This is a genomic window from Microbacterium sp. MMO-35 (assembly GCF_037147555.1).
Lineage (GTDB): Bacteria > Actinomycetota > Actinomycetes > Actinomycetales > Microbacteriaceae > Microbacterium.
In genome coordinates, this window is sequence record NZ_JBBCVH010000001.1 from 19,493 (window position 1) to 43,101 (window position 23,609).

Genomic DNA, 23,609 nt, shown 5'->3' on the forward strand with positions numbered 1-23,609 from the left:
GGGTCACCAGGCTTCGGCGACCTCGGCGTGGGTGTTGAGGATTCCCTCCGTGGATCCGGCGGGGGCGCGTCCGATGCCGCACTCGGTCGCGACGCCGAACTCCGCGGCGTGCGGGGCGGCGGCGTCGATGCGGCGACGGGCGCCTTCCGCTCCGTCCTCCCGGTGCACGAGGCCCAGGTAGAGCTCCGTGCCCTCGCCCAGCGCGAGTGCGTCCAGCGGCGAGAAGTACGCGTCGTCGTCGCGCTCGATCGGCACCGGGAGGTGCAGCCAGGTGAGCGGACGATGGGCGGCCGTGATGACGGCGTTCGCGAAGCGGACGAGGTTCGCCGCATCCGCGGGCTCGGCGAAGTGCTTCTCCGCGGCGTCGCCGTAGCAGAGGTGCACGCCGACCTCGACGCCCGCGGGCACCGCGTCGATGAGCTCGGCCAGGCGCTCGACGAGACCGTCAAACGGGTCGCCCGGCCACCAGGCCTCCATGATCCTGCCGTAGCCGGCGGCGCGCTCGATGATGCCCATCTCGCTGGCGACGTCCCACTGGATCGCCAGGTCGTCGTGCGGGATCGCGGTGAGGATGCCGTCGAGTTCGCGCCGGATCGCCGCGGTGTAGACCGGCTCGATCGCGGCACGGTCATCGCCGGAGAAGAACGACGAGATCACCGCGAGCGGCGTGGGCAGCGACACCTGGAAGCGCACGCCCTCGGCGATCGCCCCCTCGGAGCGCAGCCGCCGGAACGTGGCGTAGGACTCGATCGCCGCGCTCGCATACCCCAGCGGCGGAAGCACGATCGAGGATGCGTCCACGCCCTCGCCGATCCGCAGCGGGCGGGCGTCGAGGCCCGCACCGAACGGGATCCGCTCCGCGCCGACGCGTTCGATCCCCTCGGCCCCGCCGAGCACGTCCGGCTGGAACATGATCCAGTGGAACCGGATCCCGACCTCGCCGTCGGGGATCCGTCGCAGTCGCGGGCCGAGCAGTCCGGCGGCGGTACGCATCGTGGTCTCGGCGTCGTCGTAGTTCACGCTGCCGACCAGCAGCGCTCCTCGAGGGGTGGTCATGCTTGAAAGCGTAGGCGCGTCCGGGCATCGGGTTTTGCACGGTTTCGCTCCGCGCAGCGGCGGCGCCGGAGAGTTAGGATGCCCTAAGAAGAACTCGGGATCCGGATCGGAGGACGCCGCCATGTCGCACATCCACTCGCCCGCGCTCGCGAAGACGGGCTTCGTCGTCCTCGACCGGCACGACCAGGCCTCGGATCCCGAGGAATGGCTCGACCTCGCCTACGTGCCCTGGCGCTCCTCCGGCGTCACCCGGTTCGCCCCGCTCACCAGCTACTCCGGCGAGCCCGACTGCAACGGGTTCTGGAATCACACCCCGCCCCGCACCGACAAGGACGGCGTCTGGGTCGAATCCCAGACGGCGCTCGCCCCGACGCTGGTGCGCCGCGCCCGCGAAGCCGGAGCGAACATCGGCCGCTGCCGGGTGGTCGAGCTGCAGCCGAACACCTACGCCGACGCGATCTACAACCTGCACCAGGACGACAACAACCGCCTCAACCCCGACGGCACCGGCTGGGTCGTGCGCGGCTTCTACAACCTCACCGACGACCCCGACTCGCTGCTGATCCTGCGCGAGGACCGGTTCGATCCGGCGACCGAGGTGCGCCTGCCGCTGCCGGCGGGATCGAGGGTGGTCGTCGACACCCAGCGCTTCTGGCATGCCGTCTGGCATCGCGGCGCGACCCCGCGCTACGCGCTCATCACCTCGTGGACCTCGGGTCCCGAGCTCGACGCGCACCTCGCCGCGGAGCACGCGCGCGCGGACGTCGAGTCCGTGCCGCTGGATCCTGCGCTCATCGCCGACGCCCAGCAAGAGCTGCATCGCCGTATCGAGGAGCGCCGCCGCGCCTTCGAGGCGCTCGGCGAGGTGCTGGAGCCCACCGAGCCGCTCTGGCCCTGACGCCGGTCGGCGATGGCCGGCGCGCACAATTCAGGCTGGAACCCGTGGCGCGGCGACCACCGTGCCGTGTTCCCGCCGATGTTCCCATCGGGCAGAGGATCCAGCCTGAGTTGTGCCCGGGGGCTGCACGCCTTCGACGGCCGCCGGGGCGGAACGGCAGCCGCGGAACCGCACCCGCACGCGAGACGGCACCCGCAGGACGGCGCCCGCGGAGCCGCAACGGCGGCGTCGCCGCGGGCGTCAGCCCGCGGCGATCAGCCGGATCCCCGCCGCCTCGAGCTCCTGGAGGGTCGGATCCGCGGGATCCGCGTCGGTGACGATCGCGGTCACCTCGTCGAGCCCGAGCACCGCGTAGCGCGACGCCGCGCCGACCTTCTCCTCGCTCGCGAGCACGTAGGTCTCCGCCGCCCGGGACGCCAGAGTGCGCTTCATCGCCGCTTCCTCGGGGTCGCCGGTGGTCAGCCCCGCGGTCGGATGCACACCGGTGACCCCGAGGAAGAAGAGGTCGGCGCTGATCCGCTGCGCGGCCTCGACGGCGGCCGCTCCAGAAGCGACGGCGGAGTGCTTGAACAGCCGGCCGCCGATGACGAACACATCGGCGGCGTGACCCAGCAGCGCGGCGGCGATCGTGGGGCTGTGCGTGATGATCGTGCACGGCAGCGCGGTCGGGATCGCGGCGACCATCGCGAGGGTCGTCGTGCCGCCGTCGAGGATCACCGTCGCCCCCGGCTCGATGAGGGCCGCCGCCGCGGCCGCCACGCGTGCCTTGCTGTCCGGCGCCACTGCCGCGCGGCGGCCGTAGTCGACCACGGCGGGCGACGCGGGGAGCGCCCCGCCGTACACGCGCACCGCGAGACCCGCTGCATCGAGCTCGCGCAGGTCGCGGCGGATGCTGTCCTCCGACAGCCCCAGTTCGGCGGCGATGTCCTTCGCGACGAGACGGCCGTCCCGGTGCAGCCGATCCAGCAGAAGCTCCTTGCGTGCCGCAGCCAGCATTCCGACTCCTTCATGTTTGTGCACGTTTCTGCTGTATTGTACCCGACATGACGAAACCGCTCATGATCCTCATCGCCGGCCCCTACGCCTCGGGCACCGACGGCGACCCCGCGCTGATGGCGCAGAACCTGACCCGGCTCGAGGAGGCCGCCTGGCCGATCTTCCAGGCCGGCCACATCCCGATGATCGGCGAATGGGTCGCGCTGCCCGTGCTCGCCAGCGCCGGCGCGACCGGGCCCGACGACCCGATCGCCGCCGATGTGATGTACCCGACCGCCGAGCGTCTCCTCCAGCACTGCGATGGAGTGCTGCGCCTGCCCGGCGAATCCCGCGGGGCGGATCAGGACGTCGCGATCGCCGAGCAGCGCGGGATCCCGGTGTACCGCCGCCTCGACGAGGTGCCGGGCGTCGCGGCCTGACGTCTCGGGGCGCCGCCCGCTCAGGCCTCGACAGCCTGGATCCGCCCGGTGTCGAGCCGGACGGTCCGGTCGATCGCGCCGGCGGGCGGCGCGACGTGCGACACCAGGATGACGGTGCGCCCGTCGGCCGCCTCGAGCAGATCGCGGAGCAGCGCATCCGAGGCATCCGGATCCACCCCCGCGGTCGGCTCGTCCAGTACGAGCACGCCGAAGCCGCGCAGGAGCACCCGGGCGAGCGCGATGCGCTGCGCCTGACCTCCCGAAACCAGGGCGCCCCGCTCCCCCACCCGCGCACCGAGGCCGCCGCGCTCCTCGACCCAGGCACCCAGCCCGACCCGATCGAGCACGGCGCGCAGCTCCTCGTCCGAGGCCGTCTCCTTCGCGAACAGCAGGTTCTGCCGGATGTCCTCGTCGAAGAGCATCGGATCCTGCTCGCACAGCCCGATGCGGCGGCGCAGCTCCGGCCCCGGCACCGCGGCCGCGTCGCCCTCGCCGATGCGGTACGACCCGTCGAAGCGCAGGAAGCCGACGAGCACCGCGGCGAGCGTGGACTTCCCCGCCCCGCTGGACCCCGTGACGAGGATCCGCTCGCCCGGCGCCGCATCCAGATCGATCCCGCGCAGCGCGGGACCCGCCGCACCGGGCCACCTCGCGGTCACCCCGCGGAGGCGCAGCGCCCCGTCGCCGATGCGTCCCTCGCCCTCGTCGCCGCGCACCTCGGCCGGCACGACGGCGGGCAGGACGGAATGGATCCGCTCCGCACCGGCCCGCACCCCGCGCCAGGCCGAGGCCGCCTGCGGCACCGCGGAGAACACGTCGAACACGGCCATCGGCAGCAGCACGGCCACCGCGAACCAGGGCGCATCGGCCGCGCCGCCCCCCTGCCCCGGGGCTGCCACGGCGAGCGCCCAGAGGGACGCCGCCCCCGCCGCGAGCGACACCACCGCCGAGGAGAGCGCCTGCGCGACCGCGACACGGGTCGTCGTGCGCCGGAGCGCGTCGTCGGCGCCGCGGATCCGCTCGCGCGCGACCGGCTCCGCACCGTAGGCCCGCAGCACGTCGAACGCGGTGAACTCGTCGACGAGGGCGCCGGCCAGCTCGGCGCGGTCGCGGCTGAGCGCGCGCTCGGCGCGCGCTCCGGCGATGCCGCCGAGCAGGATCGCGCCCGCGATGGCGACGAGGAGGCAGATGGCGAGCGCGAGCGCGGCCGCCGGCGCGATCAGGGCCAGCACGCCGATCGACAGCACCGCCACGACGCCGCCGGTGAGCAGGGGCTGCACGACGCGCAGGGGCAGGTTCTGCAGGTTCTCCACGTCGTCGACGAGGGCGGCGAGCACCGAACCGCGATCGGTGGATCCGAGGCCCGCCGGCGCCAGCGGCGTGAGGCGGCGCACCACCGCGGCGCGCAGGTCGGCGAGGCGGCCCAGGGCGGCGTCGTGACCGGCGAGGCGCTCCAGATACCGGGTCACCGCGCGCGTCACGGCGAAGAAGCGCACCCCGACGATCGCGAGCGACAGCGGCACGAGGTTGTCGACGATCGAGGCGCTCACGACGAGCCAGCCGCTCACGAGCAGCAGGCCGACGGCGGCCGCGGCCGAGACGATCCCGGCGAGGATCGCGGGCAGGAACCGTCGCATCCGGGGCATCGCGAGGCGGAGGATCCCGCCGACGGAGGCCGGGAGGTCGGGGACCGGCTCCCCGGGCCCGTCGAGTGCGGGGGAGCCGGCGGACCCGGGGGACGCGGAGGATTCGGCGCCCTCGACCGGGCGCGGCGTTTCGTCTCGGTCGTCCGCTGCGCGGCCGTCCTCTCTCAACGACCCCGACAGCGCACCCCCTGCACGGGCGTCCTCGCTCAACGACCCCGACAGCGGGTCCGCATCGCCGATCCGCACCACCTGGTCGGCGATCGCGCGGGCCGACGGCCGGTGCGACACCAGCAGCACCGTCGCGCCGGCATCGGCCGCGCGCCGCACCGCCCGCCAGAGCCGCGCCTCGGTCGTCGCGTCGAGCGCGCTGGACGGCTCGTCCAGGGCGAGCACGCGCGCACCGGATCCGAGGCGGTAGAACGCGCGCGCCACGGCGACGCGCTGCGCCTGCCCTCCGGACAGGCCCGCGCCCTGCACGCCGAGCTGCTGCGCCCGGTCCAGGTCGGCGGCCGCCGCATCCGCCAGGGCCGCACGCACCCGATCCGCGTCCGGAGCGGGGTCGCCGAGGGCGACGTTCGCGGCGATCGTGCCGCGGATCAGGCCCGGGCGCTGGCCGGCCCAGGCGAGCCAGGTCACCGGATCCGGATCCGGCGCACCCTCGACGCGGATGACCCCGTCGTACGGCGCCGCCCCCCGGAGCGCGGCGAACAGGCTGGACTTGCCGGATCCGCTGCGGCCTTGGAGCAGCGTGACCGTGCCGGCCGCGGCCGTGAACGTCACCGCCGGGAGCACCCGCTCGCCGTACCGCACGCCGACGTCGCGGAAGACGACGCGGGTTCCGCGAGGCGATTCCGCATCCTCCGAAGGCGATGCCGGGGGCGTCGCGCCTGGCACGGCGCCTCGCTCGGCGGCGGTGCCGGCCGGGGCGTCCTCCAGGATCTCGAAGACGTCCTCGGTGGCGGCCACGCCCTCGGCGGCGGCGTGGAACTGCACGCCCACCTGGCGCAGGGGCAGGAACGCCTCAGGCGCCAGCAGCAGCACGAACAGCCCGACGCCGAGACTCAGCTCGCCGCCCAGCAGGCGCAGCCCCACCGAGACCGCGATGATCGCGACGGCGAGCGACGACAGCAGCTCGAGCGCGAAGCCGGAGAGGAACGAGTACCGCAGCACCCGCATGGTCTCCCGGCGGTATTGGTCGGCGGTCTCGCGCATCCGGGCGGCGGCGCGGCGCTCCCGGCCGAAGAGGCGCAGCGTCGCGAGGCCCTGCACCGTGTCGGCGAAGCGCGCCGCGAGCGTCTGCAGCACCTGCAGCTGCCTGCGCTGCACGCCGCGGGTCGCGATGCCGATGAGGATGAGGAACAGCGGGATCAGCGGAAGCGTCACGAGGGCCGCGACGCCGCTCGGCCAGTCCTGCATCCACATCACGACGACGATCACCGGGGTCGCGATCGCGGTGAGCACGAGCTGCGGGACGTACCGGGCGAAGTACGGATCCAGGGCGTCGAGGCCGTGCCCCGCGGTGACCGCGAGTGCGGACGTGTTGCGGGCGCTCAGCCACGCCGGTCCGCGTCGCGCGATCGCGTCGAGCAGGGCCGCCCGCAGCTCGCGGCCGGTCTGCGCCGCGGCCTTCGCCCCCCACGCCTCCGAGGTCCACAGCAGCGCCGCGCGCACGGCCACCACGAGGGCGAGCCAGGGCACCACGGCGAGCGGGGAGCGCCCGGCGGCGACGGCGGCGATCCCCGCGGCGAGCAACCCGGCGAACGCGATCGTGACCGCGGTCTGCACGATCGCGATCACCGCCGACACCACGAGGTAGGCCCTTGCGGCGGGCGCCCACCGCAGCAGCCGCGGATCGATCGGCTTCATCGGGCGCCTCGGGGGCGTCGAGCGAGCGCCGAGCGCAGCGAGGAGCGAGACGAGACGCGGTTCCTCGCGGATCGCCGCGTTTCGTCTCGGTCGCGCTGCGCGCATCCTCGCTCAACGACCCCGGAAGGGAAGCCGCGCGACGCGCCTGGTCGACCGGCCTCGGAGCGAACCGTCCCCATCATGCGTGCGCGGGGGCGGCCTCGATCGTCGAGCGGCGCACGCGCTTGCGGAACACCCAGTACGTCCACGCCTGGTACGCCAGCACGAGCGGCATCGCCACCAGCGCCGTCCAGCTCATGATCTGCAGGGTGTACGGCGTGCTCGACGCGTTCTGGATCGTGAGCGAGTTCGCGGGATCGATCGTGGAGGGCAGCACGTTCGGGAACAGCGCCGAGAACAGCATGAGCACCGCCGCGAGGATCGTGACGACGCCGGCGGCGAACGCCCAGCCGTCGCGCCCGCGCAGCGAGAACACCACCGACACGATGAGGAACACCGCGGCCACGGCGCCGAGCGCGATCACGGCCCAGAGCAGCGACGGCCGGCCGGCGGCGATCACGATCGTCCACACCACCGTCGCGGCCGCGACGAGGATCGTCGGCAGCGCAGCACGACGCGCCACCCGGCGGGCGCGCTCGTGCACCGCGCCGTCGGTCTTCAGCGCGACGAAGTACAGCCCGTGCAGGAAGAACAGCAGCAGGGTGGTGACGCCGACGAGCAGACCGTACGGGTTCAGCAGATCGAACACGGATCCGCGGAAGACGTGCCGCTCATCCAGCGCGACGCCCTGCACGATGTTGCCGAACGCGACGCCCCAGAGCAGTGCGGGCACGGCGGATCCGATCACGATCATGGTGTCGAAGCGGCGCTTCCAGCGCGGATCCTCGCGCTGGTGCCGGTACTCGAACGACACCCCGCGCAGGATGAGCGCGAGCAGGATCAGCAGCAGCGGCAGGTAGAAGCCGCTGAACAGCGAGGCGTACCACTCCGGGAACGAGGCGAAGAGGCAGGCCCCCGCGACGATCACCCAGGTCTCGTTGAGATCCCACACCGGGCCGATGGTGTTGATCACCTGGCGGCGCGAGACGTCGTCCTTGCCGAGGAAGGGCAGCGACATGCCCACCCCGAAGTCGAAGCCGTCGAGCACGAAGTAGCCCACGAAGAACAGGGCGACGATCCAGAACCAGAGCGTTGCGAGATCCATGTCCGTCTCCTTCCTCAGTACACGACCGACGGGACAGGGGCGTCCTCGTCGTGCTTCTCGGTGATGTCGGGCCCCTTCTTCGCGGCGCGGACGATGAGCCCGATCTCGACGACGGCGAGTGCGGCGTAGATCGCGGTGAAGGAGATGAGCGAGATGAGCACCTCGACGCCGCTCACTCCCGGCGAGACGCCGTTCTGGGTCGTCATCAGGCTGAACACGATCCAGGGCTGCCGCCCCATCTCCGTGAAGACCCAGCCGACGATGTTGGCGCCCAGGGAGAGCGGGAACGACCAGATCGCGATCTTCCACATCCACGGCGCGGGCTGGCGCTTGGCGTTCTTGCGCGTGATCCACAGCCCGACCAGGGCGATGAAGGCGTGCAGCATGCCGAGGCCGATCATCCAGCGGAACGCCCAGTAGGTGATCCACAGCACCGGGGTGAAGTCGGTGAGACCGGTCGAGGCGAACTGGTGCGCGTACTGCGCGTTGAGGTCGTTGATGCCCTCCACGCAGCCGTTCAGATCGTGCGTCGACAGGAAGGCGAGGAGGTACGGCACCCGCAGCGACCAGATCTCCCCGGTGCCGTCGGGCGTCCCGATCGAGAACAGCGAGAACGAGGCGTCCGCGCCGCAGCTCGAGTTGAACATCGCCTCGGCGGCGGCCATCTTCATCGGCTGGGTGCTCACCATCGCGAGGCCCAGCTGATCGCCCGTGAGCACCACGCCGGCCGTCGCGACGAGGATCCCCCACAGGCCGAACTTCAGGGACTTCCGCATGGTCGCCACATGCTGGCCGCGGGACAGATGCCAGGCCGAGACCGAGATCACGACGCCGGTCGCGAGCATGAAGGCGCCGAAGATCGTGTGCGGGAACGCGGCCAGCGCGACCTTGTTGGTCAGCAGTGCCCAGAAGTCGGTGAGCTCGGCGCGGTTCGTCGCCGCGTTGTACGTGTAGCCGACCGGGTTCTGCATGAACGCGTTCGCGGCGATGATGAAGTACGCCGACAGGATCGTGCCGATGGCGACGCCCCAGATGGTGGCGAGGTGCACCTTCTTCGGCAGCTTGTCCCAGCCGAAGATCCACAGTCCGATGAACGTCGCCTCGAGGAAGAATGCGAGCAGTCCCTCGAACGCGAGCGGCGCGCCGAACACGTCGCCGACGAAGCGCGAGTAGTCCGACCAGTTCATGCCGAACTGGAACTCTTGCACGATGCCGGTCACGACGCCCATGGCGAAGTTGATGAGGAAGATCTTCGAGAAGAACCGCGTCAGGTGCAGGTACTCGATCTTGCCGGTGCGCACCCACACCGTCTGGAAGATCGCGGTGACCGTGGCCATGCCGATCGTGAGCGGCACGAACAGGTAGTGGTAGACGGTCGTCAGCCCGAACTGCCATCGGGACAGGACGAGCGGATCAAGCCAATCCATGCGCGATGCCTCCTGCGTTCACGGATCCGGGGACGGATCCTCTTTCCTGCGCGGATCCCGATCCGACCGGAGATCCGATGCTCTCGTCGGCGAAGGGACGATCCCCGTGGCCGAGCTCGACGGTGCACTCCTCCGGCCGGGCGGCCGAGCGCACGCAGCGGGCGACGAGCGGGCCGCCGGCCTGGGCCAGCACGCCCTGCATGAGACCGAGGTGCACCTGGCAGAGCACCGGGCGGTGCTCGGGCCGGGCGGCGGCGTGCGGACAGGGGGTGAGCTCGACGGTGAGCCGATCCTCGTCGACGACGGGCTCGAAGCCGCTCTCCTCGAGGTGCTCGACGAGCGCGTCGAGCTGGTAGGTCGCGCGCCGGCCCAGTCCGGAGGGATCGGTCTGCAGCACCCGGCGCAGCAGGTCTCCCCGTCGGGCGGCGTCGTCGGCCTTCTGCTTGGCGACCGGACTCGACGCCTCGGGCGCCCCCGTCGCGGCGCTGTAGAGCACGCGCGGACGCCCTCGGGTCGTGCGGTGCTCCGTCGCCGGCACGACGTAGCCGCCCTCGATCAGCCGCTGCAGGTGCTCGCGCACGGTGTTCGGGTGCAGCGCGGTGGCCTCGCACAGCTCGCCGATCGTGCGGTGCGGACGAGCCTGCACGAGATGCAGGATCCGCACGCGCGAATAGCTGGAGATCGGCCCGCAGACGGGCCCGGCGCTGGCCATGGCTCCATACTCGCACCGCGCGCCCACGCGGACCGCGACCCGGGCCGTGAATAATGCCCGATGCGATAGGAGGTTCGGATCACGACCATGCGGATCGCGGATCCCTCCGGTCGCGCTCCACGCCACCCCGGGTCAGGACCGATGGTCGAGTGCGAGCGCGGAGATCGCGGCGACCACGGCGCGCACGTCGCCGGGGCTCCCGCCGGCGCGCCCCGCGACGAGGCCGGCCACGAAGGCGCTGAACGGGGCCGCGGGCCGGGCGACGCCGTTCGCGACGTCGCGGGCGAGGTCGAGGATCAGCGCGATCGGCAGGTCCTCCTCGGCGAGGTTGAACCGCTCGCGCAGTTCCGCCGCCCAGGCGTCGAGGGCCTCCGGGGGCAGCGTGCGATCGTTCGCGGTCATCGGGACTCCTCTGGTCGTTCGGCCCCGGCGGCTTCGGCGCGAGCGCGCTCGAGGTCGTCCGGGGTGTCGATGTCGGCAGTGATCCCATCCTCGTCCGGGATCCACCGGATCGGAAGACCGCCGAGGAGAGCGCGGCAGGAGGCTCCGTCCGTCTCGCCGAGCGCGGCGAGGGCAGCGCGCACGGCCGCCGTGCGGTACCGGCCGGCGAGCCACTGCGGCCGCCCCGCTGCGTCGAAGACGAGGGCCTCGGCATCGCCACCCGGGGCGGTCCGGGCTGCGGCGGGATCCGCCTCCCGCAGCCGGGCGATGACCGCCTCGGGGTGCGCGAGGTCTCCGGCCAGGAGCAGGAACTCCCCCGTGTCGTCGAGCACGGGATCCGACAGCGCCGCCGCGAGCGCGGCGACCGGGCCGCCGAACGGCGGATCCTCGCGCACCCAGGTCACGGCGGCGGGAGCGGGCCCGCCTCCGTCGGCCGGAGCCGGACCGACCGCGACGACCGGGGAGATCCCGTTCGCCGCGAGCGCGCCGAGCGTCCGATCCCACGGCGTCGTGCCGCCGACCGCGAGCAGATGCTTGGCCGCGCCGCCCATCCGCCGGGCGCGACCGCCGACGAGCACGACGGCGCCGACCGGCATCGGGGCCGTCGGGGAGTCGGAGTCCGCGGCCGCCATGGCGGTCAGTCCAGCTCCATCACGTCGACGAGGTCGCCGACCTCCACCTCCGCCACCTCGGCGGGCACCACGGCGTAGGCCCGCGCACCGGCGAGGCCGACCGTGAGATGCGAGCCGGATCCGCCCCGCGTCGCGGGAACGACCGTGTCGTCCACGATCACTGCGGGCAGGTACTGACGGCGCCCGCGCGGCGCGCGCCAGGCGGCACCCGCGGGGATGCGCCGCACGGGGCGGAGGATCTCCGCTCGCCCCTGCATCCGCAGCAGCGCCGGGCGCACGAACGTCTCGAACGACACCGCGGCGCTGACCGGGTTCCCCGGCAGCCCGAACAGCAGCATGCCCTCGGCGGTGACTCCGAACGCCTGCGGCTTGCCGGGCTGCATGGCGACGGCGACGAACTCCATCGCCTCGCCCATGCTCAGCCGCACGGCCTCGTACGCCCCGGCGCTCACCCCGCCGGAGAAGATCACCACGTCGGCCCCGAGCGTCGCGGCACGGGCCGCGGCCTCCGCGGGCCCGTCCCCGTCGTCGCCGACGACCTCGCGCAGCACGACCTCGGCTCCGGTCTCCGCCGCGAGCCCGGCGAGCAGGAGTCCGTTCGACTCGGGGATCTGCCCGCGCCGCAGCGGCGACCCCGGTGCGACCAGCTCGGATCCGGTCGACACGACGGCGACCCGCGGGCGGGGCGCGACCGGAACCTCGGCGATCCCGACCGACGCGAGTGCGGACAGCTGCCGCGGGCCGAGCAGCGTGCCGGCGGGCAGCACGACCGCCCCGGCCACCGCGTCGCTCCCGGCCCGGCGCACGTGGGCTCCGGCCGCGGCCGGCGCCCGAAGCACCACGGCCGTGTTCAGAGAATCGGCGAGCCCGCCCTCCGTGTCCTCGAAGGGCACGATCGTGTCGGCCTCGGTGGGCAGCGCGGACCCCGTCATGATCCGCACGGCGCAGCCCGGCGCGAGAGGCGGATCCTCGGGGCTCCCCGCCGGCAGATCCGCGGTCACCCGCAGGGTCACGGGGGCGTCCTCCCCGGCGCCCGCGACGTCGGCGAAGCGCACCGCGAAGCCGTCCATCGCGGAGTTGTCGAACGCCGGCACGGGGTTCACGGCGATCGCGTCGACCGCGAGCGTGCGCCCGTCGGCCCGATCCAGCGGCAGCGTCTCCGCCGGGCGGGGGCGCACCGCCGCGAGCACCCGCTCCTGCTGCTCCTCGACCGTGCGGAAGGTGGTGCCGTCGCTCATGCGCGCTCCTCGTCGTGACCGAGTCCGTCGTGTGGTTCGAGGCTACCGGGCCGTCCGCCGGGCGTGCCGCAGCCCGCGGGCCCCGGACACCGTCCCGCGCGGTACCGGCCCCGGGCGCCGGCCCACCGCGCACCCGTACACCGGCCCACCGCGCTCACACGTCGGCGCCCCCGGCTAGCCTGAATCCATGGCATCCCGGAAACCCTCCGCCCCCGCGTACGTCTGCACCGAGTGCGGGTGGACGACCGCCAAGTGGGTGGGCCGGTGCGGCGAATGCCAGCAGTGGGGCACGGTCGCCGAGCAGGCGGCGCAGACCGGGATCGTGCGCCGCGTCGAGGCGACGGCGCCCGCGGCCGGACGGCAGGCGCGCCCGATCACGTCGCTCACCTCGCAGGAGTCGCCGCGGCGGTCGAGCGGGGTCGCCGAGTTCGACCGGGTGCTGGGCGGCGGCATCGTCCCGGGCGCGGCGATCCTGCTGAGCGGAGAGCCGGGCGTCGGCAAGTCGACGCTGCTGCTCGAGGTCGCGGCCGCGGGCGCCCGTGCCGGCCGGCGCGTGCTGTACGCGAGCGGCGAGGAGTCGACCGCGCAGGTGCGGCTGCGCGCCGAGCGCACCGGAGCGCTGCACGACGAGCTCTACCTGGCCGCCGAGACCGATCTCGGCACGATCCTCGGGCACATCGACGAGGTCTCCCCGGAACTCGTGATCGTCGACTCCGTGCAGACGGTCGCGTCGGCTCAGTCCGACGGCGCCGCCGGGCAGCCCGCACAGGTGCGGGAGGTGGCCGCGGCGCTCATCCGGGTGGCGAAGGAGCGGGATCTGCCCATCGTCATCGTCGGCCACGTCACCAAGGACGGCCAGGTCGCCGGGCCCCGGATCCTGGAGCACCTCGTCGACGTCGTCTGCCACTTCGAGGGCGACCGGCAGACGTCGCTGCGCTTCATCCGGGCGCTCAAGAACCGCTTCGGGCCGACCGACGAGGTCGGCTGCTTCGAGATGACCGGATCCGGGATCGCCGAGGTGCCGGACCCGTCGAGCCTGTTCCTCTCCCGCGGACGCCCCGAACCGGGCACCTGCGTCGCGATCGCCCTGGAGGGGCGGCGTGCGATGCCGGTCGAGGTGCAGGCGCTGACCATCCCCACGCAGGCCCCCAACCCCCGCCGCGTGGTGAATGGGCTGGACTCGTCGCGGGTCGCCATGGTGCTCGCCGTGCTCGAGCGGCGGGCGGGCATCAAGACGAGCGACAAGGACGTCTACGTGTCGACCGTCGGCGGCGTGCGGTTCACCGAGCCGGCCGCCGACCTCGCGATCGCGATCGCGGTGGCCGGATCCCTCACGAACGACGCGGTGCCGCGCACGGTCGCGGCCGTGGGCGAGCTGAGCCTGGCCGGCGAGGTCCGCGCGGTCACCCAGGCGTCGCAGCGCCGCTCCGAGGCCGCCCGGCTCGGCTATGCGCAGGTCGTCGACGACCGCTCGGCGACCCTGCGCGGCGCGCTCGGCGACGTCAGGGCGCACCGCGCACCGCGCCGCCTGGACGACGAGGTGCCCGCGTTCTGACGCACCGCGTCCGGATCCGGGTTCAGGCCTCCAGCGCGCGCAGCAGCTCTGCGGGCGGGGCCTGCATCGGATGCGGGCCGGCGATGTCGAGGAACACGGTGGTGATCACGTCGCGATGCGCGGCGAGGAACGACCGCAGCCACGCCGGCGAGTAGATGCCCACGCCGGGCGGGAGATTGGCCGGCTTGTGGGTCGCATCGCTGAACAGCAGCAGCGCGACGTCGCCCGTGGAGGGATCCCGGTAGGTCCACACCTCCCCGCCGTCGAGCGGGTTGTCCCTGGCGCCGGGCCGGATGAGCGGCACGACGGTGTTGCCGTTGCGCAGGGCGAGGGCGACCGCCGCCATGTCCTGCTTCTCGAGCGCCTGGGCGAGGGCCTCGGAACGGAAGTCCGAGGCGGCGGGCTTCTTCTTCGACTTCTTCGCGGCCATCGTTCCACCTTACGAGAGGACGACGAGTCCCGCGGAGGGAGAAGAGAGGAGGGCCCCTTCGTCAATCGCTTGGGGACAGATGACGGAGAGGCCCTCGTGCCTTCGAAGACGGACGACGATGCGCTGGGGACGCTGAGTTGTCGAAGCCACTGGGGATGGCGAACCCGTCAAGATCTCGAAGACTTCCTCTATGGTATCCCAAAGGAAGCGCGGGGGCGACCGTTTTCCACCAGATGCGCAGATTCGGGCACGCCCGCGCGCGTCGCGGGTGCGACGGCGTCAGTTCAGGAGGAACTGCACGGGGCCGGCGCTCTGGAATCCGCCGATCGCCACGGTGAGGCGGTAGGAGGCGCCGCCCCCCGGCGCGCGCTGGCGGTCCGTCGCCTCGCAGGTGTCGACGCTCGAGCGCGTCCGGTCCCATACGACGGGCGTCGAGCTCGTGATCGTCGCGCCGGCCTTGATGGTCTGGATCGCATCGCTCGGGGTCTGCTGGCAGTCGGTGGAGCGCCACCAGGTGTCGTTGCCGCTCGTGATCGTGAACACCTGGGTCGTCGTGCCGACGTTCATCGTGCAGTCCTTGGCGCTGCTGTTCGTCAGTGAGATCGACAGCTGCGGGTTCTGGTCGGCCGCGTAGCTGTCGTGGTCGGTCACCGCCGTCACCTTCACCTCGGACGCGGTGCACGGCACCGGACCGGCGTCGGCGGTGCTGGTGGGCGCCGGCGTCGCATCGGCGGCCGGACTCGGATCGGCGGTGGGATCCGGCGCGTCCGACGGAGAGGCGGTCCGGGAGGCCGAGGTCGACGCGCTCGGAGTCGGGCCGGGGGTCGGACCGGATCCGGCCCGGGCCACGAGCGCCCAGACGAGCGCGATGAGCAGGGCGAGCACGACGATGACGACCCCGAGCACGACGATCCGACGGCGGCGATAGACGGCGGCGGACTGGCGAGGGGTCATGCCTCCAGGTTATGCGGCGCGCCCTGCGGGACCCTGGACGCCGCCCCGGATCGACGGCAGGGTCACAGCTGCTTGAGCATCCGGGTGTTGCCGAGCGTGTTCGGCTTCACGTGCGCGAGGTCGAGGAACTCGGCCACGCCCTCGTCGCCGCTGCGCAGGAGCTGGGTGTAGACGTCGGGATCCACGACCTGCTCCCCGATGGGCGAGAAGCCCCGGCGCTCGAAGAAGGGCACCTCGAAGGTCAGGCAGAACAGGCGGCTGAGGCCGAGGACCTTCGCGTGCGCCTCGAGCTGGTCGACGATGGCCCGGCCGACGCCGTGGTGCTTCCACTCCTCCTGCACGAGCAGGGTGCGCACCTCGCCGAGGTCCTCCCACATGACGTGCAGGGCGCCGCAGCCGATGAGCACGCCGTCGGCCTCCGCGACCACGAACTCCTGCACGGCGCCGTAGAGCACCGCGATGTCCTTGCCGAGCAGGATCCGTCGCTCCACGAGCGGCTCCAACAGCGCGTAGATGCCCTGGACGTCACCGGCCCGCGCGGGCCGGACGAGATAGTCGCTCATCCCTCCAGCCTACGACCGCAGCCTCGTGCGGCCGCGGACGACGCGGCCCCGCCGCCCTGCTCTCGGGAGCGGGGCGGCGGGGCCGGAGGAGTCCGCGGGTCGCGTCAGACCGTGACGATCACATCGTCGGCGTCGACGCGGACCGGGATCGGACGCAGCCCGACGCGGTGATCCGCGGGGTGCTTGCCGGTGAGGATGTCGAACTCGAACCCGTGCCACGGGCACACGATGTTGCGGTCGGTGGGGTGGAACCCCGGTCCCCCGCTCTTGAGGCCGTCCTCGCCCCGCACGAGCTGCACGGTGCGCGGCATGGTCTTGCCCTGGCAGACCGGGCCGCCCTGGTGGGGGCAGACGTTGTACCAGGCCCGCACCTCGCCGGCGTAGAAGTAGAGGCCCAGCTCGGTGCCCTCGACGTCGACGACGATCCGCTCCCGCTCCTGCAGGTCGGCGAGGCTGGCGACCACGACGTCGCGGCGGACCACCTGCGCGCTCATTCGGCCCTCCGGTACCAGATCGCCATGTCGAAGAGGTTCACGTCGGCGGCGTCCAGGAGCGCCGTGACGAGCACGACGGTCTCGGTCGCGTTGAGCGCATCCTCGCGGATCGGCCACGCGATCTTGCCGACGCGGTCGGTCTTGGCCGAGAACAGCCGCGCGGCCGCGTAGAGCACGTCGGCGATCTGCTCGTCGGAGACCTCGGCGCCCAGCTCCGCCTCGCCGACGTGCTGCACGAGCTCGCCGAGGCGGGTGACGACGGCCGAGAGCTCGGCGATCTCGGGGGCGGTGGTGATGGTGTTCTCGGTCATGTCAGGAGATCCCGGGTCGTTCCTGGAGCACGTGCTCCGCGGAGGGCTTCTTGCGGTCGGTGGGGAGGTTGAACACGCGCGCGGCGTTCAGCCCGAGGATGTTGCGCTTGGCCTGCTCGGAGAGGAAGGGCAGGCGCGTGATGGTGGACGGCGCGTCCCAGTCCCAGTGCGGCCAGTCGGACGAGTAGAGCAGCTGGGTCTCGGCGTTGAACGACTTCATGGTCGCCTCGAGGAGCTCCATGTTCGTGCGCTCCATGGGCTGCGTGGTGTACCACATCTCCTTCATGTACTCGCTCGGCAGCCGCTTGAGCCCGGGGGCCTCGCTCGGCCGCATGAGGACCTCGTGGTCGAGGCGCTGCATGAGGAAGGGGATCCAGGCCAGGCCGCTCTCGACCCACACCATCTTGAGCTTCGGGAAGCGCTCCGGCATGGCGTTGATGATCCAGTTCGTGACGTGGATCTGGTTGTAGTGCGTGAACGAGAGCGCGTGCATCGAGAGGAACCGGTTCAACTGCGCGAACGACGGATCCCCCCAGTGGTAGCCGGAGTGGAAGGCGAGCGGCTTGCCGCTGTCCTCGATGAGCTTGTACAGGCGCGTGTAGACGTCCGAGTGCACGGGGTTGTTGCGCGTCGAGCACACCGTGTAGCCGATGATGCCCTCGTTGTCGGCGTACTTCTCGACCAGCTCCTCGCACACCTCCGGGGTGTTGTAGGGCAGGTAGAGCATGCCCTTCAGGCGCGGGTTCGGCGGCAGGATCACCTCGGTGAGCCAGCGGTTGAACGCCCGGCCGAGGACGACCTCGACCTCGTCCTGCGGGTGCATGCCGAGCAGCAGCATCGCGCTGGGGAACACGACCTGGTAATCGAGGCCCATCGCGTCCATGCCGCGCCGGGCGGCGGTGACGAAGGGGTGCCCCTCGGTGCCCTCGACCGGCTCCTTGCGGCCCTGGTGCCCGATGCGGCCGCCGACGCTCTGGTGCGACATGCCGGGCTGGATGTTCAGGAGCGCGTTGTTGCCCGCGAAGCCGGCGTACTGGCTCATGCCCAGATCCCGCCACACGTCGTTGTCGATGAGGTCGAGCACCTCTCCCCAGAAGTGGTCCTCCGAGACGTGGGCGTCGATGTCGACGATGAAGTAGTCGTCGTAGTCGTCCCGCGCCTGCTTGGTCGCGTGGGAGAGCACGTCTCTCGTGTCCGAGCGGCCGCCGATCTCGGCGAGCTCGCGGATCCGCGGCGCGTCGGAGCGGGGGGTGGGCAGGTCACTCATGGGCATTCCTCTCGGGCTTCGTCCGCTCAGTGGGCGGCGACGATCGCATCGGTCATGGTGGTCAGGTAGTCGTCGTCCGCGGGCGCCGCGGCGACCCGGTGCGGGATGACGACGGCGCGGGCGGGGTTGACGGCGAAGCCGTACCCGTCGCCCGGGCGCGGCACCGCGTCGGCGGCCATCTCGCCCGTCTCGACGCGCACGCGCAGGGGCAGTCCGTCGGCGCGCACGAGGAGGTTGACGGCGCTGCCGAGATAGGTGGTGCGCTCGACGGCGGCGGTGAACCGCCCGGCGCCGGGCGCGAGGTCGGCGGCGGGCATGAGGCGGGCGTGCGCGGCGCGGAACGCGATATCCGCCCGCTCCCCCGGCGCGGCCTCGCCGGTCACGACCCCGGCGATGACGAGCGACGTCCCGTCGACCTCGACGTCGGCGATCCCGTCGCGCACCGCGCGGATCGTGCCGGGCAGGATGTTCTGGAAGCCCATGAAGTCGGCGACGTACGCCGAGTTGGGCCGGTCGTAGAGCTCGCTCGGCGTGCCGTCCTGCACGATGGCGCCCTCGCTCATCACGATGATCCGGTCGGAGAGCGTGATCGCCTCCTCCTGGTCGTGCGTGACGTAGACCGAGGTCGTCTCGAACTGGTTGTGCAGCGCGCGCACCTGCTGGCCCATCTGGTAGCGCAGCTTGGAGTCGAGGTTGGAGAGCGGCTCGTCGTAGAAGATGATGCCCGGCCGGGCGGCCAGAGCGCGGGCGAGAGCCACCCGCTGCTGCTGACCGCCCGACAGGGCAGTGACCGGACGCTTCTCGAAGTCCGCGAGCCCCACCGCGGAGAGCATGTCGGCGACGCGGGCGCGGCGCTCGGCCGCCCCCACCCGCGCGACCTTGAGCGGGTACGCGACGTTCTCCGCCACGCTCATGTGCGGCCAGAGCGCGTAGCTCTGGAACACCATGCCCACCTGCCGCTTGTCGGCCGGCACGAAGGTGCGCCGGTCCGTGTCGACGACGATGCGATCGCCCATGCTGATGCGTCCGCCGGTGGGGCGCTCGAGACCGGCCAGGCACCGCAGCGTCGTCGTCTTGCCACAGCCCGAGGGGCCGAGCAGGGTGACGAACTCGCCGGATCCGATCGTCAGATCCAATCCGTGCAGAGCGGTCTTGCCGCCGTAGCGCTTGGTCAGTCCGGATACCTGGACCTCAGTCATGCCGATCAGTGCTCTCTCGTGTGGGGGTCGGGGCCGAGCGCTACTTCTTGAACTGCGTGTTGATGAAGTCGAAGTAGGGCTGGTTGAAGTCCGGGTCGGGGTTGGAGAACGGCAGGCGTCCGAGCTTGCCGAGCGCCGGTGCGCCCTGCGGTCCGGGGGCGTCCGGCGTCCAGCCGTACGAGTTGTTCTTCTCGGCGAGCGCCTTCTGCCCCTCGGGCGAGTACAGCCAGTTGATGTAGAGCTGCGCGGCGTCCGCGTGCGGGGCCTTGTTCACGATGCACATGCCGGTGCGGGACATGAAGTTGCCGCCGTCGTCGAGCGGGAAGACCGCGGCGATGGGGCCGCCCTTCGCCTTCACGTCCTCGTAGAAGCCCTGGTAGACGGCGATCCCGACCGGGAACCGGCCGCTGGCGACGTCGGCGGGGACGTTCGGCTCGGACTGGGCGAACTGCACGTCCTGCTTCGCGAGCGCCTCGACGTAGGACTTGCCCCACTTGTCGGCGCTCTCGGGCACCATGAGCGACGTGAGGATGTAGCGGATGCCGCCCGGCACCGTCGGGTCGCCGACCGTGATCTTGCCCTTCCACTTCGGGTCGAGCAGGTCCTTCCAGTTCTGCGGGGCCTCGTCCTTCTTCACCATGTCGGTGTTGTAGACGAAGACGAAGTAGCGCATCGCGTAGTAGGTGAGGCGTCCGTCGTAGTTCGACGGGATCTCGAAGCCGTCGGGCGCCGTCTTCACGTCGGCCGTGGTGCAGAGGTCGGGCTTGGCCGCCACCTGGGGCGACTCGCCGCCGTCGTAGATGTCGGCGATGCGGTTGCCGCTCTGCGCCTCGGTCTCGATCTTCGTGATGCTCTGCGCGTCGGGCTGATCCTGCTGCACGATCTTGATCCCGGGGAACCGGTCGGTGAAGACCTTGAACAGCGCCTTCTGCGACGAGACGCTGGGGCCGTACAGGACGAGGTCGGTCTTTCCCGCCTTGACGGCCTTGCTGTACAGGTCGTTCATGTGGCTATTGCCCGCCGCGCTCGCGCCGGGGACCTCGATCGTCTTGCCCGGGTCGGCGGCGGCGCCGCCGGAGGAGCAGGCGGTCAGGGCGGCCAGCGCGCCGACGGCCAGGGCCGCCGTCGTGAGGCGAAGGGTAGTGCGGGAGAACGTCATCATTCTTCCTCTCGGGTGTGTCAGGGGGTGATCCGGGTGAGGGGGACTGAGGGGGCCCGGCCGGCGCGCCCCGCGCGGGCGCGCAGCAGGGCGGCCAGCTTCAGGGAGAGCGCGGCGAGCGCGAGCACGGCCATGGCCGCGACGAGGATGATCATGAACAGGGCGGCGCCCTGCGACATGTTCCCCTGGAGGAACTGTTGGAACGCGGTCAGCGAGACCGGCTGCAGGCCGGGAGGGGCGAGCAGCATCGGCACCGACAGGTTGCCGGCGATGAAGAGCGCGGACAGGAACCAGCCCGACAGGAAGCTGGGCACGACGAGCCGGAGCACGATCGTGAGCAGCACCCGCCAGGATCCGGCCCCGGAGGTGCGTCCGGCCTCCTCCAGCTCGGGCGAGAGCTGGGCGAGCGCGCCCTCCGCGATCCGGCTGGAGACCGGGATCGTGGCGACGATGAGCACGAGCGTCATGAGGAACGCCGTGCCGTAGAGGCCCCGGAACGCCGGCACATAGAGCACCGCGAACATGTAGGCCAGCGCCAGGACGATGCCCGGCAGCGCCCAGGGGATCCACACCGAGAACGAGGTGTAGGAGCGGATGAAGCCGGTCCGGCGCGCCGTGACGTACGTGGTGAGCAGCGCGACCGCGATCGAGCCGAAGCCGCCGATCACGGCGAGCCAGGCGGTGAGGCCCAGGCTCGAGCTGAACTCGGGATCCGTGAGCATCTGCACGTAGTTGTCGAAGGTGAGCCCCGTGCTCATGACGCCGAAGATCGGCTGCAGGCTGCCCAGGATCATCGCGAACAGCGGCAGGATCAGGTTCAGCAGCAGGAAGACGACGATGAGGGCGGAGAGCACCCAGCGCACCGGGCCGAGCTCCTGCGGCTCGCGCCGCGAGGTCTTCCCGGTGAGGGTCGTGAAGCTGCGCCCCCGCAGGATCCAGCGCTGGGCGAGGAACAGCAGCAGGACGAGCACGATGAGCACGAGCGAGAGCGCGAAGGCCTTCGTGTACTCCGCGGGCGCCTGATCGCGCACGTAGTGGAAGATCTGCGTCGAGAACACGAAGATGTTCGCCTGGCGCCCGATGAGCTGCGGGCTGTCGAAGGACTGGAACACGAGGACGGCGATGAGGATCGCGGCACCGGTGATCGCGGGCCCGACGGAGGGGATCGTGATCGTGAAGAAGGTGCGCACCGCACCGGCTCCGCTGATCGCGGCGGCCTCGTCGAGCGACTGGTCCCGGTTCTTGAACGCGCCGAGCATGAGCAGGTAGGCGAACGGCATGTAGCCCAGCGACATGAGCAGGAACAGGCCGCCCCAGCTCTGGATGTTCATGATCGGCCCGTGCATGCCGAGCATGCGCCCGAACTGGTTCAGCAGCCCGTTCTGCGGGTTGCCGAGCATGATCCAGCCGAGGGTGTGGAACAGCGGCGGCACGAACAGGTTCACCGCCATGAGCGGGGTGAGCAGGCGGCGGCCCGGGACGTTGGTGTTCGCCGCGATCCAGGCGAACAGGCCGCCGCCGGCGACCGAGATCGTGCCGCACACGACCACGAGCAGCAGCGAGTTGCCCATCGTCTTCCAGGTCTCGGGATCCTGGAACGCGGCGACGAGCCCGTCGATCGTGAAGGGCAGGTCGTCCGACGGGAGGCCGTCGCGGAAGGCGCCGATCGCGATCATCGAGACCGGGTAGACGAACACGAGCGTCAGGGCGGCGAGGAACACGGTCCAGCCGAACCCGCCGGTCAGCGAGCGCCGGATCGATGCTCGCCGGTCGCGTTCGAAGTCGCTTGCCGTCACTGCCCTCTTCTTCCGTTCGCGAGAGCGGATCCGAGACCTCCGGTCGCCCGGGTCCAGACCGCTCCGTCTGTCGTGTTGTCAGCGTAGGAAGCCGCTGCGCGAGCCTCATCGGGCCCGGCTCCGAAGTCCTTCCCGGGCGATCCGACACGGTGTCGGAACCCGGTCCGCCGGGGGTGCGATCGTGTCGGTCGGCGATCCCCGGCGCGCGATCGCGACGCGCCGGGGATCGTTCTGAGACTCAGAGCAGGGCGGCCAGGACGGCGTCGTTCTCGGCGGGCAGGCCCACCGTGACGCGGGCGCCGCCCGCGTTCGGGAACGGCCGGGCGAGCACGCCCTGTGCGGCGAACCGGGCCATGAGGTCGCCCGCGTCGCCGGGGAGGAAGAGGAAGTTGGACTGGCTCGGGAGGACCTCCACGCCGGCCTCGTCCAGCGCCCGCACGATGCGCGCGCGCTCCGCGACGATCGTGGCGACCCGCTCCGCGGCGATCTCGACGCCCTCCGGGCTGAAGGCGGCGATGAGCGCGGCCTCGGCGATCCCGTTCAGCGCGAAGCCGACCGAGGTGCGCCGCAGCGCCTCCGCGATCCGCTCCGAGGCCGCCGCGTACCCGGCCCTGATGCCCGCGAGACCGTGCGACTTCGAGAGCGTGCGCAGGATCACGAGGTTCTCGAACTCGTCCAGCAGCGGCAGGGTCGCCTCGACGGGCTCGTCGGTGACGAACTCCCGGTACGCCTCGTCGAGCACGACGATCACGGTCTCCGGAACCTCCCGCAGGAACGCCCGCAGGCCGTCGACGGGGATGAGCCCGCCGGTGGGGTTGTTCGGATTGCAGAGGTAGACGATGCGGGTCTCGGGACGGATCGCGGCGGCCATCGCCGCGAGGTCCATCGCCCCGTCGGCGGCCAGGCCGACCGCGGAGGCGTCGGCGCCGGCGAGCGACAGGGCCGCCTTGTACGCCTCGAACGACGGGGCGGGATAGACGCCGTGCACCCCCGGCTCGCAGACGAGCCGGGCGAGACCGTGCAGGAGCGACCCGGAGCCGTTGTCCACGGCCACCCGGGCGGCGTCGACGCCGAGCGCCCCGGCGATCGCGGCACGCGCGGCGGCGCGGTGGTAGTCGGGGTAGCGGTGCGACGTCTCGACCGCCGCGGACATGGCCGCCACGATCGGGGCCGACGGCGTCCAGGGCATCTCGTTCTGGGAGAGCCGGATCGGCGGCGGGGTCGCCCCGGCGGGACGGTTCGGGGTCTGCAGCATCTCGTCGACGACGCCTCGGAACTCGAGCGGCATGCGTCCTCCTCGGGCCAGGAACTAATTCTTAATAATGAATATGAACATTATTGAAGAC

At 71.9% G+C, this 23,609-nt stretch carries 22 protein-coding genes; 3 read left to right on the forward strand and 19 right to left on the reverse strand.

Going from position 1 to position 23,609, the window contains the following annotated elements; all coding sequences use genetic code 11:
- Nucleotides 1-3: 3 nt before the first annotated feature.
- Nucleotides 4-1,056 (reverse strand): hypothetical protein, encoded by a 1,053-nt coding sequence (locus WFJ01_RS00095; protein WP_292887389.1) that lies wholly within the window; start codon nt 1,054-1,056, stop codon nt 4-6.
- A gap of 121 nt (nt 1,057-1,177) precedes the next feature.
- Here WFJ01_RS00095 and WFJ01_RS00100 point away from each other — a divergent pair, with 121 nt between their 5' ends.
- Nucleotides 1,178-1,954 carry a hypothetical protein gene (locus WFJ01_RS00100; RefSeq protein ID WP_292887392.1) on the forward strand — a complete coding sequence of 259 codons (777 nt, stop codon included), beginning with the start codon at nt 1,178-1,180 and terminating at the stop codon, nt 1,952-1,954.
- Nucleotides 1,955-2,194: 240 nt separating this feature from the next.
- Here the strand turns inward: WFJ01_RS00100 and WFJ01_RS00105 are convergent, their stop codons facing one another.
- Entirely contained in the window at nt 2,195-2,950 is a 756-nt protein-coding gene (locus WFJ01_RS00105) for a DeoR/GlpR family DNA-binding transcription regulator (protein WP_336627835.1), read from the reverse strand.
- A 47-nt stretch (nt 2,951-2,997) separates the two neighbouring features.
- Here WFJ01_RS00105 and WFJ01_RS00110 point away from each other — a divergent pair, with 47 nt between their 5' ends.
- Complete coding sequence (locus WFJ01_RS00110; protein WP_336627836.1) at nt 2,998-3,369, forward strand: DUF4406 domain-containing protein; 372 nt, start codon at nt 2,998-3,000, stop codon at nt 3,367-3,369.
- Nucleotides 3,370-3,389: 20 nt separating this feature from the next.
- Here the strand turns inward: WFJ01_RS00110 and cydD are convergent, their stop codons facing one another.
- The 7 genes from cydD to WFJ01_RS00145 all read right to left on the reverse strand — a co-directional run bounded on the left by cydD (nt 3,390) and on the right by WFJ01_RS00145 (nt 12,535).
- Nucleotides 3,390-6,881: a thiol reductant ABC exporter subunit CydD gene (gene cydD, locus WFJ01_RS00115; protein WP_336627837.1), complete on the reverse strand. Its 3,492-nt coding sequence runs from the start codon at nt 6,879-6,881 to the stop codon at nt 3,390-3,392.
- 178 nt (nt 6,882-7,059) lie between these two features.
- On the reverse strand, nt 7,060-8,085 hold the full coding sequence (cydB, locus tag WFJ01_RS00120; RefSeq protein ID WP_295033811.1) for a cytochrome d ubiquinol oxidase subunit II: 1,026 nt from the start codon (nt 8,083-8,085) through the stop codon (nt 7,060-7,062).
- Nucleotides 8,086-8,099: 14 nt separating this feature from the next.
- Entirely contained in the window at nt 8,100-9,512 is a 1,413-nt protein-coding gene (locus WFJ01_RS00125; RefSeq protein WP_292887407.1) for a cytochrome ubiquinol oxidase subunit I, read from the reverse strand.
- A complete protein-coding gene (locus tag WFJ01_RS00130; protein WP_295033807.1) occupies nt 9,499-10,224 on the reverse strand; it encodes a helix-turn-helix transcriptional regulator in 726 nt (241 codons plus the stop codon). Before WFJ01_RS00130 ends, WFJ01_RS00125 begins: the two co-directional genes overlap by 14 nt.
- Nucleotides 10,225-10,356: 132 nt before the next feature.
- Nucleotides 10,357-10,626 carry a DUF6457 domain-containing protein gene (locus WFJ01_RS00135; RefSeq protein WP_251447844.1) on the reverse strand — a complete coding sequence of 90 codons (270 nt, stop codon included), beginning with the start codon at nt 10,624-10,626 and terminating at the stop codon, nt 10,357-10,359.
- Entirely contained in the window at nt 10,623-11,297 is a 675-nt protein-coding gene (mobA, locus tag WFJ01_RS00140; RefSeq protein ID WP_336627838.1) for a molybdenum cofactor guanylyltransferase, read from the reverse strand. The genes WFJ01_RS00135 and mobA overlap by 4 nt, the downstream gene beginning before the upstream one ends.
- A gap of 5 nt (nt 11,298-11,302) precedes the next feature.
- Nucleotides 11,303-12,535 carry a molybdopterin molybdotransferase MoeA gene (locus WFJ01_RS00145; RefSeq protein ID WP_336627839.1) on the reverse strand — a complete coding sequence of 411 codons (1,233 nt, stop codon included), beginning with the start codon at nt 12,533-12,535 and terminating at the stop codon, nt 11,303-11,305.
- A 187-nt stretch (nt 12,536-12,722) separates the two neighbouring features.
- On the opposite strand from WFJ01_RS00145, the gene radA reads away from it, so the two are divergent.
- Entirely contained in the window at nt 12,723-14,090 is a 1,368-nt protein-coding gene (gene radA, locus WFJ01_RS00150; RefSeq protein ID WP_336627840.1) for a DNA repair protein RadA, read from the forward strand.
- A gap of 22 nt (nt 14,091-14,112) precedes the next feature.
- Here radA and WFJ01_RS00155 read toward each other — a convergent pair whose 3' ends face one another.
- The 10 genes from WFJ01_RS00155 to WFJ01_RS00200 all read right to left on the reverse strand — a co-directional run bounded on the left by WFJ01_RS00155 (nt 14,113) and on the right by WFJ01_RS00200 (nt 23,551).
- Nucleotides 14,113-14,520: a dehydrogenase gene (locus tag WFJ01_RS00155; protein WP_251447857.1), complete on the reverse strand. Its 408-nt coding sequence runs from the start codon at nt 14,518-14,520 to the stop codon at nt 14,113-14,115.
- Nucleotides 14,521-14,799: 279 nt separating this feature from the next.
- On the reverse strand, nt 14,800-15,474 hold the full coding sequence (locus WFJ01_RS00160; protein WP_336627841.1) for a hypothetical protein: 675 nt from the start codon (nt 15,472-15,474) through the stop codon (nt 14,800-14,802).
- A gap of 62 nt (nt 15,475-15,536) precedes the next feature.
- Complete coding sequence (locus tag WFJ01_RS00165; protein ID WP_251447863.1) at nt 15,537-16,037, reverse strand: amino-acid N-acetyltransferase; 501 nt, start codon at nt 16,035-16,037, stop codon at nt 15,537-15,539.
- 104 nt (nt 16,038-16,141) lie between these two features.
- On the reverse strand, nt 16,142-16,531 hold the full coding sequence (locus WFJ01_RS00170) for a Rieske (2Fe-2S) protein (protein ID WP_251447866.1): 390 nt from the start codon (nt 16,529-16,531) through the stop codon (nt 16,142-16,144).
- Nucleotides 16,528-16,842 (reverse strand): hypothetical protein, encoded by a 315-nt coding sequence (locus WFJ01_RS00175; RefSeq protein WP_251447869.1) that lies wholly within the window; start codon nt 16,840-16,842, stop codon nt 16,528-16,530. Before WFJ01_RS00175 ends, WFJ01_RS00170 begins: the two co-directional genes overlap by 4 nt.
- 1 nt (nt 16,843) lies before the next feature.
- Nucleotides 16,844-18,109: an amidohydrolase family protein gene (locus tag WFJ01_RS00180; RefSeq protein WP_251447872.1), complete on the reverse strand. Its 1,266-nt coding sequence runs from the start codon at nt 18,107-18,109 to the stop codon at nt 16,844-16,846.
- Nucleotides 18,110-18,135: 26 nt separating this feature from the next.
- The gene (locus WFJ01_RS00185; protein WP_336627842.1) at nt 18,136-19,308 is read right to left on the reverse strand and encodes an ABC transporter ATP-binding protein; all 1,173 of its coding nucleotides are present in this window, start codon (nt 19,306-19,308) and stop codon (nt 18,136-18,138) included.
- Nucleotides 19,309-19,348: 40 nt separating this feature from the next.
- On the reverse strand, nt 19,349-20,467 hold the full coding sequence (locus WFJ01_RS00190; RefSeq protein WP_336627843.1) for an ABC transporter substrate-binding protein: 1,119 nt from the start codon (nt 20,465-20,467) through the stop codon (nt 19,349-19,351).
- A gap of 20 nt (nt 20,468-20,487) precedes the next feature.
- Nucleotides 20,488-22,263, reverse strand: coding sequence for an ABC transporter permease (locus tag WFJ01_RS00195; RefSeq protein WP_292887432.1), 1,776 nt, complete (start codon nt 22,261-22,263; stop codon nt 20,488-20,490).
- 238 nt (nt 22,264-22,501) lie between these two features.
- A complete protein-coding gene (locus WFJ01_RS00200) occupies nt 22,502-23,551 on the reverse strand; it encodes a pyridoxal phosphate-dependent aminotransferase (RefSeq protein ID WP_336627844.1) in 1,050 nt (349 codons plus the stop codon).
- Nucleotides 23,552-23,609: the final 58 nt, after the last annotated feature.

Excerpts from the sequence above, each read along its gene's own strand:
- WFJ01_RS00095 (WP_292887389.1), bottom strand. The coding sequence starts at position 1,056 with ATGACCACCCCTCGAGGAGCGCTGCTGGTCGGCAGCGTGAACTACGAC.
- WFJ01_RS00100 (WP_292887392.1), top strand. The coding sequence starts at position 1,178 with ATGTCGCACATCCACTCGCCCGCGCTCGCGAAGACGGGCTTCGTCGTC.
- WFJ01_RS00105 (WP_336627835.1), bottom strand. The coding sequence starts at position 2,950 with ATGCTGGCTGCGGCACGCAAGGAGCTTCTGCTGGATCGGCTGCACCGG.
- WFJ01_RS00110 (WP_336627836.1), top strand. The coding sequence starts at position 2,998 with ATGACGAAACCGCTCATGATCCTCATCGCCGGCCCCTACGCCTCGGGC.
- cydD (WP_336627837.1), bottom strand. The coding sequence starts at position 6,881 with ATGAAGCCGATCGATCCGCGGCTGCTGCGGTGGGCGCCCGCCGCAAGG.
- cydB (WP_295033811.1), bottom strand. The coding sequence starts at position 8,085 with ATGGATCTCGCAACGCTCTGGTTCTGGATCGTCGCCCTGTTCTTCGTG.
- WFJ01_RS00125 (WP_292887407.1), bottom strand. The coding sequence starts at position 9,512 with ATGGATTGGCTTGATCCGCTCGTCCTGTCCCGATGGCAGTTCGGGCTG.
- WFJ01_RS00130 (WP_295033807.1), bottom strand. The coding sequence starts at position 10,224 with ATGGCCAGCGCCGGGCCCGTCTGCGGGCCGATCTCCAGCTATTCGCGC.
- WFJ01_RS00135 (WP_251447844.1), bottom strand. The coding sequence starts at position 10,626 with ATGACCGCGAACGATCGCACGCTGCCCCCGGAGGCCCTCGACGCCTGG.
- mobA (WP_336627838.1), bottom strand. The coding sequence starts at position 11,297 with ATGGCGGCCGCGGACTCCGACTCCCCGACGGCCCCGATGCCGGTCGGC.
- WFJ01_RS00145 (WP_336627839.1), bottom strand. The coding sequence starts at position 12,535 with ATGAGCGACGGCACCACCTTCCGCACGGTCGAGGAGCAGCAGGAGCGG.
- radA (WP_336627840.1), top strand. The coding sequence starts at position 12,723 with ATGGCATCCCGGAAACCCTCCGCCCCCGCGTACGTCTGCACCGAGTGC.
- WFJ01_RS00155 (WP_251447857.1), bottom strand. The coding sequence starts at position 14,520 with ATGGCCGCGAAGAAGTCGAAGAAGAAGCCCGCCGCCTCGGACTTCCGT.
- WFJ01_RS00160 (WP_336627841.1), bottom strand. The coding sequence starts at position 15,474 with ATGACCCCTCGCCAGTCCGCCGCCGTCTATCGCCGCCGTCGGATCGTC.
- WFJ01_RS00165 (WP_251447863.1), bottom strand. The coding sequence starts at position 16,037 with ATGAGCGACTATCTCGTCCGGCCCGCGCGGGCCGGTGACGTCCAGGGC.
- WFJ01_RS00170 (WP_251447866.1), bottom strand. The coding sequence starts at position 16,531 with ATGAGCGCGCAGGTGGTCCGCCGCGACGTCGTGGTCGCCAGCCTCGCC.
- WFJ01_RS00175 (WP_251447869.1), bottom strand. The coding sequence starts at position 16,842 with ATGACCGAGAACACCATCACCACCGCCCCCGAGATCGCCGAGCTCTCG.
- WFJ01_RS00180 (WP_251447872.1), bottom strand. The coding sequence starts at position 18,109 with ATGAGTGACCTGCCCACCCCCCGCTCCGACGCGCCGCGGATCCGCGAG.
- WFJ01_RS00185 (WP_336627842.1), bottom strand. The coding sequence starts at position 19,308 with ATGACTGAGGTCCAGGTATCCGGACTGACCAAGCGCTACGGCGGCAAG.
- WFJ01_RS00190 (WP_336627843.1), bottom strand. The coding sequence starts at position 20,467 with ATGACGTTCTCCCGCACTACCCTTCGCCTCACGACGGCGGCCCTGGCC.
- WFJ01_RS00200 (WP_336627844.1), bottom strand. The coding sequence starts at position 23,551 with ATGCCGCTCGAGTTCCGAGGCGTCGTCGACGAGATGCTGCAGACCCCG.